A 13,874-nucleotide genomic window follows, 5' to 3' on the forward strand; every position below is an offset into this window, starting at 1 on the left:
GGCAGGACGGCGGCGCAACGGGCGCCCGCGCGAGGAGGATGACCGTGACCGCAGAGCCGACAGTGACCGAGGACGAGCCTTCGGGCGGCGCCGCGGCGGACCGGCGGGCGGGCCAGGCCGCAGGGCAGGGCGCGGGGCAGGGCGTGCGCTCGCGCAGCCAGCACCAGCGGCGCAAGCGTATCGTCCAGGCCGCCGCCGCGCTGGCCTCCCGCGGCGGCATCGAGGCGATGCAGATGCGCACCGTCGCCGAGCGCGCCGGCGTCGCGCTCGGCACCCTCTACCGCTACTTCCCGTCCAAGATGGACCTGGTCGTCGCCGTCGTCAGCGAGGAGATCGACCTGCTGGAGCGCAGCATCGAGCGCCGCCCGCCGCGCGGCGGCTCCGCCGCCGAGCGCACCGTCGAGGTGCTGATGCGCGCCACGCGGGGGCTGATGCGCGAGCCCGAGCTCGCCGAGGCGCTGATCCGCTCGCTGCTGCTGTCGGACGTCAAGACCGACTTCAGCGAGCGGATGACGAACCTGATGCTGCGCGCCGCCGTCGGCCCCACCGGCGACATCCCGGCCGACGACCGGCGCCGCGTCGTCGCCCGGGCGCTGTCGTCGGTCTGGACGATGGAGATGATCGAGATGCTGCGCGGCCAGGCGACCGCCGAGGTGATCCAGTCCCGCCTGGAGATCTCCGCCGACCGCCTGCTCACCGACTGAGCCCGCGCCCCGGCCCGGTACGCCGTTCTTTCGCGTGTGCGGCCCGTCACCGCGCACTACGCTTGAGCACGACCGGACCGGACGAAGAAGGTGTGCCAGTGACCGAGCAGGAACCGATCCTCAGCGACGGGGTCATCATCGAGTTCATCGATGGCAAGGACGTCCCCGTCAAGCACAAGGACTTCGGTGACCGTGCCGTCGTGATGCGCGACGCGAAGAAGCCCGACGGCCCGATCCTCTACTTCACCGAGGCCGAGTGGGACGCCTTCATCGCCGGCGTCAAGGACGGCGAGTTCGACGACCTCCTCGAGGAGGAGCCCGCCGAGGGCTGACGGCGCCGCCGCCCGCGCCCCGGAGGTCCGGCGGCGCGGGCGCTCAGCCCGTCTCGGCCCGGGCTCAGTCGGGGCGCCGCAGGGCGGCCCAGCGCTCGGCGAGGGACCGCTCCGCCGCGGACGTGAGGCTTCCCCACAGGCGGAGGCGGGCCAGGCCGCCGTCGGGGTGGATGTCCACGCGGACGTGCGAGACCTCGGGTGTCTCGAGGCGGAAGCGGTGGCGGGCGTCGGGCCGGACGCGGGTCCGCGGCAGCAGCGCCATGCCGTCGGGCGTGGTGAGGGAGACCTCGGCGGGCGCGTTGAACTTCAGGTTCGTGGTGTCGATCTCCGCCAGCCGGATCGTCCCGGGGGCCGCCAGGCGGACGACCGCCCACTCGTTGCCGGGCTCGCGGCGCCGCGCGGTCTCCCAGCCTTCGGCCTGGTTGCGGGCCAGACCGGGGAAGAGCATGTTGTCCGGCGACGAGTAGAACATGTCGGAGCATTCGACGACCCGGGCACCGTTCTCCAGCGCGGCCAGGTCGACGGTCAGCCCGGTGAGGAACGCGGGGTCGGGGACGACGTCGCCGTGCACGCGGATCCGCGCGATCCCGCCGTCCGGGAAGATGTTGAGCCGGACGTGGGTGAACAGGCGCTCGGCGGCCACCGGGAAGGCGTGCGCGGTGTCGCCCTTGAGCGGGCTCTTCGGGACGATCTCCGTCCAGCCCGCGTCGGCGGGGTCGTCGGCGGGCCCGTCCACCGCGCAGGCCTCGACGGACGCGTGCGGCGGGTAGTTGCCCGTGAACCAGGCGGTGTCGATGACGACGCCGCGGATCACGCCGGGCAGGCCGAGCCGGACCACCGCCCAGTCGTGGCCGGGCTCGCGTCGGCGGCGGGTCTCCCAGCCGTCGTACTCCTGGCCCTTCGGCCCGAACGTCTCGGGCCGGAACGCCGGCGGCCACGGGTTGACCAGGTTCTCCTTCGCCGCGAACGACTCGTCGCTTGCGGCGGTGACCGAGCCGCCGAGGGTGCGGACGGCCAGGTCGGGGAGGGACATGAAGTCGCTCAAGGCGCCTCCTCGCGGGTGAGCATGCGGCCGGACGGGGTGCCGTCGACGGGGACGCCGCGCAGCCAGGTCGTGCGGACGGTCCCGGTCAGGGTGCGGCCCTCATACGGGGTGACGGGGTGCCGGTGGCGCAGCCGGGCGGGGTCGACGGTGAAGGCGGCGTCGGGATCGAACGCGACGAGGTCGGCGTCGCCGCCGACCTCGATACGGCCCTTGCCGGGGACGGCGGCGAGTGCGGCGGGCGCCTCGGCCATCCAGCGGACGACGGTCGCGAGGTCGTGCCCGCGCGCGCGGGCGGCCGTCCAGACGGCGGAGAGGCCGAGCTGGAGCGAGGAGATCCCGCCCCAGGCGGTGGCGAAGTCGCCCTGCTTCAGGTCGGGCGTCGACGGCGAGTGGTCGCTGACCACGCAGGAGATGACACCGGACGCCAGGCCCTGCCAGAGCGCGTCGCGGTTGGCCGGGTCGCGGATCGGCGGGCAGCACTTGTACGTCGGCCCGCCCGCTTCGTCCGCGGACAGGACGAGGTAGTGCGGGCAGGTCTCGGCGGTCACGGGAAGGCCGGCCGCCTGCGCCTCGGCGAGCGGTTCGAGGCAGTCGGCGGCGGACAGGTGCAGGATGTGGGCGCGTACCCCGGTCTCCTCGGCGAGCCCGATGACCCGCTCGACGGCGCGGCGCTCGGCGGCGGGCGGGCGGGACGCCAGGAACGCCGCGTACCCGCCGTCCGCCGGGTCGGTCAGCGCGGACGGGTCCTCGGCGTGCACGATGGCGAGCCCGCCGAACGCGGCGATCTCGCGGAACGCGTCCCGCATCCCGGCGGGCGGCAGCGGCGGGAACTCCGGGACGCCGGAGTCGGACGCGAAGCACTTGAACCCGAACACGCCCGCGTCGTGCAGCGGCCGCAGCGACGGGACGTTCCCGGGGACCGCGCCGCCCCAGAACCCGACGTCGACGTGCAGCTTCCCGGCCGCGGCGGCGCGCTTGGCGGCGAGCGCCCCGGCGGACACGGTCGGCGGCAGCGAGTTCAGCGGCATGTCGATGAGGGTGGTGACGCCGCCCGCGGCGGCGGCGCGGGTCGCGGTCGCGAACCCCTCCCATTCGGTGCGGCCCGGCTCATTGATGTGGACGTGGGTGTCGACGAGCCCCGGCAGCAGCGCGGTATCGCCGAGGTCGGTCTCGGACGCGGCGGGCAGCGGCGCGTAGCGGTCGGCGATCGCCGCGATGCGGCCGCCCGCGACGGCGACGGCGGCGGGCCGCTCGCCGTCCGGCAGGACGGCCCGCCGGGTCCGGATCACCAGGTCGTGGCTCATGCGGTGACGATGTGCTCCGGCCGGACCGGCACCCGGGTGAGCGCTCTGCCCGTGGCGGCGCGGACGGCGGCGACGATCGCGGGCGTGGAGGAGAGCGTGGACGGCTCTCCGGCGCCGCGTAGCCCGTAGGGGGCGTGCGGGTCGGGGTTCTCGAGGATGTCGAGCCGCATCGGCGGCATGTCGAGGATGGTCGGGATGAGGTAGTCGGTGAAGGACGGGTTGCGGACGAGTCCGCCGGACACGACGATCTCCTCCATCACGGCGAGGCCGAGGCCCTGCGCGGAGCCGCCGTGGATCTGGCCCTCCAGCGACAGCCGGTTGAGGATCTTCCCGACGTCCTGGACGGCGGCCATCTCGACGACCTTGACCAGGCCGAGGTCGACGTCCACGTCGACGACGGCGCGGTGCACGCACAGGGCGAGCTGGGTGTGGGTGGCGCCCTGCCCGGTGACGGGGTCCATGGCGGTGGTGGGCCGGTGGTGGAATTCGCGGGTCGCCTCGATGGCGTCGCCGCCGAGGACGTCCTCGATGCCGCCGAGCACCCCGGCCGTCCGGGAGACGATCTTCCCGCCGATCGCGGAGAGGTCGTCGTGGCCGTACCGGCGGGCGGCGCGGGCGAGCAGCTCGGCGCGGACGGCCTCGCAGGCGGCCTTGACGGCGCCGCCGGACATGTACGACTGGCGGGACGCGCTGGACGACCCGGCGTCGCCGACCCGGTCGTCCGCCGGGGCGATGGTGACCTTCTGGACGCCCAGTTCCGTCCGCGCGACCTGCGCCTGGACGGTGACGAGCCCCTGCCCGACCTCAGCGGCGGCGGTGTGCACGAGCGCGGTCGGCTCGCCGCCGATGACCTCCAGCCGGACGCGGGCGGTGGCGAGGTCGTCGAAGCCCTCGGAGAAGCAGATGTTCTTGATCCCGACGCCGTACCCGACGCCGCGCACCACGCCCTCGCCGCGGGTGGTCTGCGACGCGCCGCCGGGCAGGTTCCGGATGTCGGAGACGTCGCAAGCCGGCGGCATCGGCATGGCCTCCAGCCGGGTCAGCATCTCCGCGAGCGGCGCCGGCGAGTCGATGACCTGGCCGGTCGCGAGCCTGGAGCCCCGCGAGACGGCGTTGCGGCGGCGGATCTCGAGCGGCCCCAGCCCGCAGACCTCGCCGAGCCTGTCCATCATCGACTCGTAGGCGAAGCACGCCTGGACGGCGCCGAACCCGCGCATCGCGCCGCACGGCGGGTTGTTCGTGTACACCCCGTACGCGTCGATCCTGATGTTCGGGATCTCGTACGGGCCGACGCCGAGCGACGCGGCGTTCCCGGTGACGTTCCGGGTGGACGAGGTGTACGCGCCGCCGTCGAGGACGATCTCGACGTCGGCGTAGACGAGCGTCCCGTCGCCCGTGGCGCCGTACTCGTACCGCATGGACGCGGGGTGCCGGTGGACGTGCCCGAAGAACGACTCGTACCGGTTGTACGACATCTTCACCGGCCTGCCGGTGTGCAGGGCGAGCATCGCGGCGTGGATCTGCACCGAGAGGTCCTCGCGGCCCCCGAACGCGCCGCCGACGCCGGCGAGGGTCATGTGCACCTGCGACGCGTCCAGGCCGAGGCACGGCGCGATCTGCGCCAGGTCGTTGTGCATCCACTGCGTGGAGACGTACAGGTCGACGCCGCCGTCCTCGGCCGGGACCGCCAGGCCGGCCTCCGGCCCGAGGAACGCCTGGTCCTGGATGCCGACCTCGAACTCCTCCGACACGACGACCTCGGCCAGAGCGCGCGCAGCGTCGACGTCCCCGACGCGGACCGGCTGGTACCGGGTGACGCCGCCGAGCGGCTGCACCTTCAGCCGCTCCGGGTCGGCGATCACCGCGCGCGGGTCGGTGATCGGCTCCAGCACCTCGTAGCCGACGGCGATGCGCTCCATGGCGCGGCGCGCGATCTCCGGGTGGTCGGCGGCGACGACCGCGACCGGCTCGCCCTGGTACCTGACCTCCCCGATCGCAAGAACGGGCTGGTCCTCGGTGTGGTCCTGCCCGTACAGCTTCTGGCCGGGGACGTCCTCGTGGGTGAGGACGGCGTGCACGCCCGGCGTCGCCAGCGCGGGGCCGATGTCGATCGAGCGGATGCGGGCGCGCGGGTGCGGGCTGCGCAGCGTCGCGCCCCACAGCATCCCGTCCATCCACAGGTCGGACGCGTAGGCGAACTCCCCGGCGACCTTGAGGGCGCCGTCGGGACGCGGCGGGCTGTCGCCGACACCGCCGCTGCCGGGCGCGGCGACGTGGCCGGGTGTCCTGACAGGAGACGCCATTTAGAGGACCTCCTCCGCGAGCCGCATGAGGCGCCGGTGCGCGTCGGCGCCGCGCCGCCCGATCACGTCCTGCGGGACGGAGACGAGCGTGCCGGCGGCGACGATCGTCCGGCCGCCGACGAGCAGCCGCTCCAGCGGCGGCGTGCCGCCGAACGCGAACGCGACCACCGGGTCGTCGACGGCGGCGTGGAAGCCGTCGACCCGCCACAGCGCGACATCGGCGAGCTTGCCGGGTTCGAGGGTGCCGATCTCGTCGTCGCGGCCGAGGCAGCGGGCGCCGCCGAGCGTCGCCATCTCCAGGGCCTGCCGGGCGGTCAGCGCGTCCGGCCCGTAGCGGGCGCGCTGCATGTAGAGCGCCTGCCGGATCTCCCCGGCGAGCGGGACGAACTCCGCCGACGCCGACCCGTCCACGCCCATCCCGACCGTCGCGCCCGCCTCCAGCAGGTGGGAGACGCGGGCGATGCCGGCGCCGAGCCGGGCGTTGGAGCTCGGGCAGTGCGCGGTGCCGGTGCCGGTCTCGGCGAGCCGCTTGATGTCGGTGTCGTGCAGGTGGACGCAGTGCGCGAGCCACACGTCCGGGCCGAGCCAGCCGATCGAGTCCATGTACTCGGCCGGGGTCATGCCGAACTGCTCGCTGGTGTGCTCCTCCTCGTCGAGGGTCTCGGCGAGGTGGGTGTGCAGCCGGACGCCCTTCTCGCGCGCCAGTTCGGCGGACCGGACGAGCAGGTCGCGGGTGACGGAGAACGGGGAGCACGGCGCCACCGAGATCCGCAGCATCGAGCCCGGCGAGGGGTCGTGGTACCGGTCGATGGCGGCGGCGGTCTCGGTGAGGATCGTGTCGAGGTCCTCGACGACCTCGTCCGGCGGGAGCCCGCCCTGCGACTCGCCGCGGTCCATCGAGCCGCGGCACGGCTGGAACCGGATGCCGAGCTCCGCCGCCGCCTCGATTTCGGCGGCGAACAGGTCGCCGCGCCCGCGCGGGAACAGGTAGTGGTGGTCGGACGAGGTGGCGCAGCCGGACATGGCGAGCCATCCGAGCCCCGCGCTCGCCGCGCCCGCGACGACCTCGGCGTCCATCTTCGACCACGGCTTGTAGAGGGTGGTGAGCCATTCGAACAGCGTGTTATCGGTGGCCAGGCCCTGGCTCGCCCACTGGTACAGGTGGTGGTGCGCGTTGACCAGGCCGGGGGTGGCGAGGCAGCCGGTCCCGTCGATCCGGTCGGCGCCCGCTGCCTCGGGGGCGGGGCCGGCGCCGACGGCGGTGATCCGGTCGCCCTCGATCACGAGGTGCCCGCCGGGGTGCTCGTCCCCGGACACGGTCACGACGTGCGCGTTCTCGATGATGGTCGTCACTTCGGTGCAGCCTTTCGCCGGGCCGCCAGCCGCACCGCGTCGAGGATCTTCTCGTAGCCGGTGCAGCGGCACAGGTTGCCGGCCAGCGCCTCGCGGATCTCGGCGTCGGACGGCTCGGGGGTGCGTTCGATCAGGTCGTGGGCCTGGACGACCAGCCCGGGCGTGCAGAACCCGCACTGGACGGCGCCCGCCTCCACGAACGCCTGCTGGACGGGGTCGAGCCGCTCGTCCCCCGGCTGCCCCTCGGCAAGGCCCTCGACGGTCCGGACCTCGCGTCCCTCGGCCTGGCCCGCCGCGACGAGGCACGCGCAGGCCGTGACGCCGTCCAGGTAGACCGTGCAGGACCCGCATTCGCCCTGCTCGCAGGCGTTCTTCGAGCCGGGGAGGCCCATCCGCTCCCGCAGCATGTAGAGCAGGCTCTCGCCCTCCCACACGTCGTCGACGGTCTCCTCCGAGCCGTTGACGGTGACGTTCACGCGCATCAGGACGCCTCCCTCCGTTCGGCGCGGTGGTCGTTCCAGGCCCAGGTCAGCGTGCGGCGCGCCATCACCGCCAGGGCGTGCCTGCGGTAGCCGGCGGTACCGCGCACGTCGTCGATCGGCGCGGCGGCCTCGCGGACCAGCTCGCCGAACCGCCGCGCCGCCGACTCGGAGAGCGGGCCGCGGCCGTCCCAGTCGAGCTCGTGCGAGATGAACTCCTCGGCGGCGGTCGCGCGGCGCGGCGTCGGCGCGGCGGACCCGACGCCCGTGCCGACGCGGCGCTCTTCCGGGTGCAGCGCGACCGCGAACGAGCAGACGGCGATCACCATCGCGTTCCGCGTGCCGATCTTGGAGAAGTACTGCGGGCCGGACGCGGGAGCGGTCCAGACCGCGCGGATCAGCTCGTCCGGCTCCAGCGCGTTCCGCTTCACGCCCAGGTAGAACTCGGTGGCCGGGATCATCCGGACGCCGCGCTCGGCCGACTCCACCTCGATCACCGCGTCACCCGCCAGCAGCGGCGGATGGGCGTCGCCGGCGGGCGACGCGGCGCCGAGGTTGCCGCCGATCGAGCCGCGGTTGCGGATCTGCGGGGACCCGACCGTCCGGGACGCCTGCGCGAGGCCCGGCAGCCGGTCCCCCAGCTCGCCGATCACCCGCGCGTACGGGACGCCGGCGCCGATCCGCATGCGGCCGTCCGCCTCGTCCCACTCGGCCAGCTCGCGGACCCGGTTCAGGTCCAGCAGCGCCGCCGGCCGGCGCACATCGAAGTTGATCTCCACCATGACGTCGGTGCCGCCCTGGACCGGCAGCGCCGCCGGCGTCTCGTGCTTCGCCTCCAGGGCGTCCGCCCAGGTCACCGGGCGCAGGAACTCCAATGCCGCCGCCTCCCTCAGGTCCAGGCGGACGGGGCGTCCGGGGCGTCGTCGGTGAGCACCGTGCCCTCGATCAGCCCGTACGGGCGGTCCGCCGCGAAGTACACCTCGTTGTCGTTGTCCATTCCGAACGGCTCCAGATCGACCAGGAAGTGGTGCTTGTTCGGCATCGACATCCGCACCTCGCACAGTTCCGGGCGTTCCCCCAGCACCCGGCGGCCCATCGCGTAAAGCGTCTGCTGGAGCGACCGGCTGTGCGTCGTCGCGAACGCGCCGAGAAGGGCTTCGCGGGCGGCCGCGTACGACTCGTCCCAATTCGAATCGGTGCCGCGGTGCCGCCATTGCGCCGTCACGGCCGTCGCCAATATTCGGTCGTTGGTCGGTTCGAGGGTCGTGAACTCGTCCCGGACGAAGCCGTGGAACTCGCTGCCGGTCGAGTTCAGGACGGTCAGGTCCTTGAGGCCGGAGAGCACCGACTCGGCGCCGTCCGAGCCGTCGCTGTGGACCACCGCCGTCCGCACTTCCGTGCCGCCCCTGACGAACGAGTGCGGGCCGGTGATGCGGTCCCACTGGTACTCCTCCAACTGCACGCGGGCATGGTGAATAGTCGGCTGCGAATCCACGAAATGCCGCGCCAGCAGCAGCCCGAACTCCTCCAGCTCCCCGATCCCGTGCTTCTTCGCGAACGCGAACACCGTGTTCTTCTGCGTGTCGGTCGTCAGCACGGCCGCGTTGTCGCCGGACAGATGCACCTCGTCCATGTCACCGGACAGGAACACCCCGACGTTCAGGTCCCGGATGCGGTGCGTCCCGCCGTCCCTCGCGACCCGGACGACGCGGATCTCCGCCTTCCCGTAGCGGTTGGGGCCGAGAACGATGGCCATCGGGTCAGCTCCCTCGGTAGGTCGAGTAGGCGAACGGGCTCAGCAGCAGCGGCACGTGGTAGTGCCGCCCGGGATCGTCGACCGTGAAGGCGACCGTGACCTCTGGGTAGAAATCGGACAGTCCGGCGGTGTCGAACGTCAGCCGGTGCACGCCCGTGCCCGGCTCGGCGCCCCACTCCCTGACCCGCCCGTCGGCGTCGGTGCGGGCCTCGGCGACCGCCGTCCAGGTCCCGTCCGGCTCCCGCCGGTCGAGCCGGACCGCGACGCCCGCCGCCGGCAGGCCCTTCGCCGCGTCCAGCACGTGCGTGGACAGGCTCATCGCTCCCCCTCGGCGCCCGGCGCGGCGGCGAGCCTCGCCAGCCGCAGGTCGACGATCTTCGCCAGCTCGGCCCGGACGGCCGCCCGCTCGGCCGCCGCGTCGTTGCGGAGGCGTACGCGCAGCGCGGCGAGCATCTCGGCGGCGCCGAGACCGGTGGCGCAGATCAGGAAGACGTGCCCGAACCGCTCCTCGTAGGCCCGGTTGCCGTCCGCCAGCGCCGTCCGCACCTCTACCGCCGCCGCGTCCATCCCGGACTGCTCGCCCCGCGACCACGCCGCCTCCCGGCTTCCGCCGCGCAGCCGCTCGCCGATGCGGGGATGCGCGCTCAGCGCCTCCTCCACATCGGCCCAGTCGAGGTCCGCGAGCGCCGTCGCCGACGCGGCCCGCAACTCGGCGAGGTCCGCGTAGGGGCGTCCGGCCGCGACCTCGGCCGCCCAGCGGCGGGACGCGCAGCACGCCAGCAGCCCGCCCTCCGTGACGTCGAGCCGTCCCCTCACCGGCACCTCCCCGTCCGCGTCATTGCCGCCAGTAGACACAGCAACCGCGGACCGGGTGAAGAGACAGGACGTCCGAACCGTGACCCCGCTCACGCCGGTGTTTTCGTGCGTTGCTCCAATAGCGGGTCGCCGGCCGTCGGCACACGGCCCGGCGAACGGTGGGTTAACTGGTCCCATGAAGCTGCGCGCGCTGCTCGACATGCCGGAGCTGCGGCTCGAGGTGGTCACCGGCGACGACCTGCTCGACCGGGCGATCACCTGGGTCGTCACCACCGACCTGCTGGACCCCGGCCGGTACCTCGGCGGCCGGGAACTGGTGCTGACCGGCCTGGTCTGGCGGTCCGGACCGGCCGACTCCGAGGTGTTCGTCCGCGCGCTCGCCCGAGCCGGGGTGTCCGGCCTCGCCGCCTGGGACCTCACCACCGGCACCGTCCCCGGCGACCTCGTCGACGCCTGCCGCCGGCACCGCATCCCGCTGTTCAAGGTCCCCGAGGACGTCGCGTTCGCGACGGTCACCGAGGCGGTCGTCCGGCACCTGTCCGGCGCCCGCGCCGCCGACCTCACCGCCGTCCTGGACCGGCACCGCCGGCTCGTCGCCGGGATGAGCGAGGGCGCCGGCCTCGGCGCCGTCCTCGACCTCGTCGGCCGCGACCTCGGCATGCGCTGCTGGGTGCTGACCGCCACCGGACGCGTCGTCGCCGGCCCGCCCGGCGCCCCCGACGGCGCCGCCCTCGCCCGCGCGTTCCTCACCGCGCCGCGGCTCCCGCACCACACCGCCGCCTCCGGCGTGTCGGTCTTCCCCGTCGCCGAGGACACCACCTCCCGCGTCGCGGACTGGTTCGTCGCCTGCGAAGGCGACCACGCCGACTGGCCCGCCGAGCGCCGCACCCTCACCACCGAACTCGCCGCGATCGCCGCGCTGGAGCGCGCCCGGCTGGACGACCGGCTCAGCGTCGAGGGACGGCTCGCGCAGGAACTCGTCCGGCTCGTGGTGTCCGCCGCGGCCGCCGACGAGATCGTCCCGCGGCTGGAGCTCGCCGGGCTCGACCCGCACGCCTCCTACGTCGCCGTCGCCGCCGCCGGACGCGGCACGCTCCGGCCCGGCGAGCTGCGCTCCGTCCTCGGCGAGGTCATCCCGGTACCGCGCCCCGTCGTCGGACTGCTGGACGAGGAGGCCGTCGCGCTCGTCCCCGTCCCCGCCGAGCCGGCCCCGGACGTCGCCTTCTCCGTCCAGACCGCGCTGGACGCGCTGGCGCCCGGACTGGCGGGCGCCGGGATCATGGTCGGGGTCAGCGGCGTCGTCGGCGCCGGCGAGCTGCGCGGCGCCGTCGACGAGGCCCGCTATGCGCGCCGGCTCGCCTCCGGACGCACCGACCCCGTGTGCGTCGTCCGGCACGACGAACTCGCCACCCACGTCCTGCTGCTCGCGACCGTCCCGGAGGACGTCCGGCAGATGTTCCAGGTGCGGCTGCTCGACCCGCTGCGCGAATACGACGAGGTCCACAAGGCCGACCTGATCCGCACCCTGGAGACGTTCTTGCAGAACTCCGGATCGTGGACCAAGTGCGCCGAGCAGCTGCACCTGCACGTCAACTCCGTCCGGTACCGGATCCAGCGCATCCAGGACCTGACCGGCCGCGACCTGACCCGGCTCGAAGACCGCGTCGACTTCTTCCTGGCGCTCCGGCTGTCCTAGAGACCGCGCTCCATCCAGGTGCGGTAGGCGACCTGCAGCGCGGCGCGGCGGTCGGCGTGGCCGAGGACGTCCACGCTGTCGACCCACTGCTCGACGGACCCGATCCCCGCCCTCAGCCCGGCGACCTCCGGGTCCCCCAGCGCGAGCGCGTCCGGCCCGTACAGCGGAACGACCTCGTCCAGCATCACCCGCTCGGCCTCCGCGAGCCGATCGCCGAACGACCACAGGAACGCGAAGACCACACCGTCCGGGTCCGGCGCCCCGACCGGCGGCCGCGGCCCCCGGCTCGGGGACCGGACGCAGCGGCCGCAGGAGCCGCGCGTCCGACGAATCCAGCATCGTCGCGTTCGCCTGCTCCCGATGCGCCTTCCACACGGGGCCGAAGTAGAACGCCCGCAGCGCCCTGCCCCGCTCGGCCAGATCCTCGAACGCCCGGATCCAGACGAACCTGTCCGGATCGTCCAGATCCCGGAACTGGCCGAGCACGGCCATGCCCGCCGCCTCCTGCGGCTCCACCAGCTCCCGGTCGAACAGCTCGCTCAGCTCGTCCCGCCGGCCCGGACGCAGCCTGTACTGCCGCAACTCGATCACGTCCACTGCCCCAAGCGTCACCGGCTCCCCACCCGCCGACCACCCGGCTCCCGGCCATTTCCCGCCGGATCCGGGCCAACCTCAGGACGTGTGGCGGACCAGCGCGGAGACGAGCACGTCCCACGTCCTCCGAGGCATCTCGCTGCCGGTGCCCGGCAGGACGACGAGCTCCGCGCCCGGGATCTCGGCGGCGAGGGCCTCGCCGTTGCCGAGCGGGAAGAACGGATCGTCCTCACCGTGCACCACCAGGGTCGGCGCGGTGACGGAACCGAGCCGCTCGCGCCACCGGGGCCCGCAGTCCATCACGGCGAACGCCGTCCCCAGCAGGTCCCCGCGGAGCGCCTCCCCCGGGTCGCGGGACACGACGTCGGCGCGGTCGTGGATCCGCTCGATCCCCGCCCGCGCCTCCGCCTCGTCGAACCCCGCCCCGCCGAGCCGCCGCGCGTTCCCCACCATGAACTCGACGACCGACGCGCGGTCGGTCCAGTCGACCGCCGCGAGGCCCCCGAAATGCGCCATGACCTCGGGCGCGTGCTCGGGCAGGTCCGGATCGTTCGGCCCCGGCGCGGTCGGCCGCGTCGCGATCAGCGTCAGGCTGGCAACGTGCTCGGGACGGTCGAGGGCCAGCAGCTGGGCGATCCAGCCGCCCGTCCCGAACCCGACGACATGCGCGGCCTCCAGCCCATGCGCGTCCAGCACCCCGGCCGCGTCCGCCACCAGATCACGCAACGTGAAGTCCACGCCGGACGCGGCGGCTTCGTCCGCCGGGGTGTTCGGTGGGGTGGTGGTGAGGGGTGGGGCGGCCGGGGCGGATCGTCCGGTGCCGCGCTGGTCGTAGCGGACGATGAACCGGCGAAGCGCCGCCAACCGCGCGCACAGCTCGTCCGGCCAGGTGAGCATCGTGTTGCCGATGAGCAGGACGGGCGCGTCCGCCGGATTCCCGAACGTCTCCACGCACAGCGCCACACCATTGATCTTGACGAAGGACTCCATGCAGGGACAGACCATCGCCGACGCCGTAACTCATCGCGCTCACACCGCGCAGCAGCTTTGATCAGCCCCCCGCGGCCACGCACGCTTCGTCCGAACGCGCGCGAATCTAGTGCGACCACATGAGGGTGTCGGTTTCCCATAATCCATTTGGACGCCGTTCCGACGCGGTAAGTAAAGGGATGCTCGGAGAATCACAAGAGCAGTGCTCGATTGCCCACCAAAAGGGGCGCCCTGGTTCTTCGATAGTGGCGAGCGCGGGTTCCTAAAGGGCGCGTGCAGGTGTTCCTCAAGCGAACGTGCAGGTGTTTTTCTAGAGGGGGCACTAAAGTTCGAGTAATCGGCAAGAGGGGTGTTCGGGTGGTGGGGTGGCGCTTGCGTACGGGGCCGCCCCTCCAAAGTCAAGGGCGCCTTCGGCGTCGCTACGCGATGGACTTCGTCCACCCTTGACTTTGGAGCCTCTGCGACCCCTGGGCAGGTGATAGGGGCAGGCTCCGCCTGCCCC

At 73.5% G+C, this 13,874-nt stretch carries 14 protein-coding genes and 1 pseudogene; 3 read left to right on the forward strand and 12 right to left on the reverse strand.

Annotated elements, in window-relative coordinates; genetic code table 11:
* Positions 1–143 precede the first annotated feature (143 nt).
* Entirely contained in the window at positions 144–704 is a 561-nt protein-coding gene (locus F8568_RS38550) for a TetR family transcriptional regulator (RefSeq protein ID WP_328601212.1), read from the forward strand.
* Between the two features lie 98 nt (positions 705–802).
* Positions 803–1,036 (forward strand): DUF397 domain-containing protein, encoded by a 234-nt coding sequence (locus F8568_RS47255; protein ID WP_328601208.1) that lies wholly within the window; start codon positions 803–805, stop codon positions 1,034–1,036.
* 64 nt (positions 1,037–1,100) lie between these two features.
* Here F8568_RS47255 and alc read toward each other — a convergent pair whose 3' ends face one another.
* The 9 genes from alc to uraD are packed head-to-tail and all read right to left on the reverse strand — an operon-like array spanning position 1,101 to position 10,092.
* Positions 1,101–2,081, reverse strand: a complete 981-nt coding sequence (alc, locus tag F8568_RS38560; protein WP_236009907.1) for an allantoicase — start codon at positions 2,079–2,081, stop codon at positions 1,101–1,103.
* Positions 2,078–3,385: an allantoinase AllB gene (gene allB / locus F8568_RS38565; RefSeq protein ID WP_151598567.1), complete on the reverse strand. Its 1,308-nt coding sequence runs from the start codon at positions 3,383–3,385 to the stop codon at positions 2,078–2,080. Before allB ends, alc begins: the two co-directional genes overlap by 4 nt.
* Entirely contained in the window at positions 3,382–5,688 is a 2,307-nt protein-coding gene (gene pucD / locus F8568_RS38570) for a xanthine dehydrogenase subunit D (protein WP_151598568.1), read from the reverse strand. Before pucD ends, allB begins: the two co-directional genes overlap by 4 nt.
* Complete coding sequence (locus tag F8568_RS38575) at positions 5,689–7,041, reverse strand: 8-oxoguanine deaminase (RefSeq protein WP_328601209.1); 1,353 nt, start codon at positions 7,039–7,041, stop codon at positions 5,689–5,691.
* Complete coding sequence (locus F8568_RS38580; RefSeq protein WP_151598569.1) at positions 7,038–7,523, reverse strand: (2Fe-2S)-binding protein; 486 nt, start codon at positions 7,521–7,523, stop codon at positions 7,038–7,040. The genes F8568_RS38575 and F8568_RS38580 overlap by 4 nt, the downstream gene beginning before the upstream one ends.
* Positions 7,523–8,395, reverse strand: a complete 873-nt coding sequence (locus tag F8568_RS38585) for an FAD binding domain-containing protein (RefSeq protein WP_151598570.1) — start codon at positions 8,393–8,395, stop codon at positions 7,523–7,525. Before F8568_RS38585 ends, F8568_RS38580 begins: the two co-directional genes overlap by 1 nt.
* 14 nt (positions 8,396–8,409) lie before the next feature.
* Complete coding sequence (gene pucL / locus F8568_RS38590) at positions 8,410–9,276, reverse strand: factor-independent urate hydroxylase (RefSeq protein ID WP_151598571.1); 867 nt, start codon at positions 9,274–9,276, stop codon at positions 8,410–8,412.
* Between the two features lie 4 nt (positions 9,277–9,280).
* A complete protein-coding gene (uraH, locus tag F8568_RS38595; RefSeq protein WP_151598572.1) occupies positions 9,281–9,595 on the reverse strand; it encodes a hydroxyisourate hydrolase in 315 nt (104 codons plus the stop codon).
* Entirely contained in the window at positions 9,592–10,092 is a 501-nt protein-coding gene (uraD, locus tag F8568_RS38600) for a 2-oxo-4-hydroxy-4-carboxy-5-ureidoimidazoline decarboxylase (protein ID WP_328601210.1), read from the reverse strand. The genes uraH and uraD overlap by 4 nt, the downstream gene beginning before the upstream one ends.
* Before the next feature lie 175 nt (positions 10,093–10,267).
* Between uraD and F8568_RS38605 the strand changes: the two genes are divergently transcribed.
* Positions 10,268–11,788, forward strand: a complete 1,521-nt coding sequence (locus tag F8568_RS38605; RefSeq protein ID WP_151598574.1) for a PucR family transcriptional regulator — start codon at positions 10,268–10,270, stop codon at positions 11,786–11,788.
* Here the strand turns inward: F8568_RS38605 and F8568_RS47260 are convergent.
* The 3 genes and pseudogenes from F8568_RS47260 to F8568_RS38615 form a co-directional block, all read right to left on the reverse strand.
* Positions 11,785–12,030, reverse strand: a complete 246-nt coding sequence (locus F8568_RS47260; protein ID WP_202125828.1) for a hypothetical protein — start codon at positions 12,028–12,030, stop codon at positions 11,785–11,787. The genes F8568_RS38605 and F8568_RS47260 overlap by 4 nt on opposite strands.
* 70 nt (positions 12,031–12,100) lie before the next feature.
* Positions 12,101–12,400 (reverse strand): annotated as a pseudogene (locus F8568_RS51270) (NIPSNAP family protein); the annotation flags it as partial.
* 60 nt (positions 12,401–12,460) lie between these two features.
* Positions 12,461–13,372, reverse strand: a complete 912-nt coding sequence (locus F8568_RS38615; RefSeq protein ID WP_151598575.1) for an alpha/beta fold hydrolase — start codon at positions 13,370–13,372, stop codon at positions 12,461–12,463.
* Between the last annotated feature and the right edge of the window lie 502 nt (positions 13,373–13,874).

Source organism: Actinomadura physcomitrii (assembly GCF_008923205.2).
Classification (GTDB): Bacteria; Actinomycetota; Actinomycetes; order Streptosporangiales; family Streptosporangiaceae; genus Spirillospora; species Spirillospora physcomitrii.

Bases quoted from the DNA above. Each gene is read 5' to 3' on its own strand.
- F8568_RS38605 (WP_151598574.1), top strand. From the start codon at position 10,268: ATGAAGCTGCGCGCGCTGCTCGACATGCCGGAGCTGCGGCTCGAGGTG.
- F8568_RS38580 (WP_151598569.1), bottom strand. From the start codon at position 7,523: ATGCGCGTGAACGTCACCGTCAACGGCTCGGAGGAGACCGTCGACGAC.
- F8568_RS38615 (WP_151598575.1), bottom strand. From the start codon at position 13,372: ATGGAGTCCTTCGTCAAGATCAATGGTGTGGCGCTGTGCGTGGAGACG.
- pucL (WP_151598571.1), bottom strand. From the start codon at position 9,276: ATGGCCATCGTTCTCGGCCCCAACCGCTACGGGAAGGCGGAGATCCGC.
- uraH (WP_151598572.1), bottom strand. From the start codon at position 9,595: ATGAGCCTGTCCACGCACGTGCTGGACGCGGCGAAGGGCCTGCCGGCG.
- allB (WP_151598567.1), bottom strand. From the start codon at position 3,385: ATGAGCCACGACCTGGTGATCCGGACCCGGCGGGCCGTCCTGCCGGAC.
- pucD (WP_151598568.1), bottom strand. From the start codon at position 5,688: ATGGCGTCTCCTGTCAGGACACCCGGCCACGTCGCCGCGCCCGGCAGC.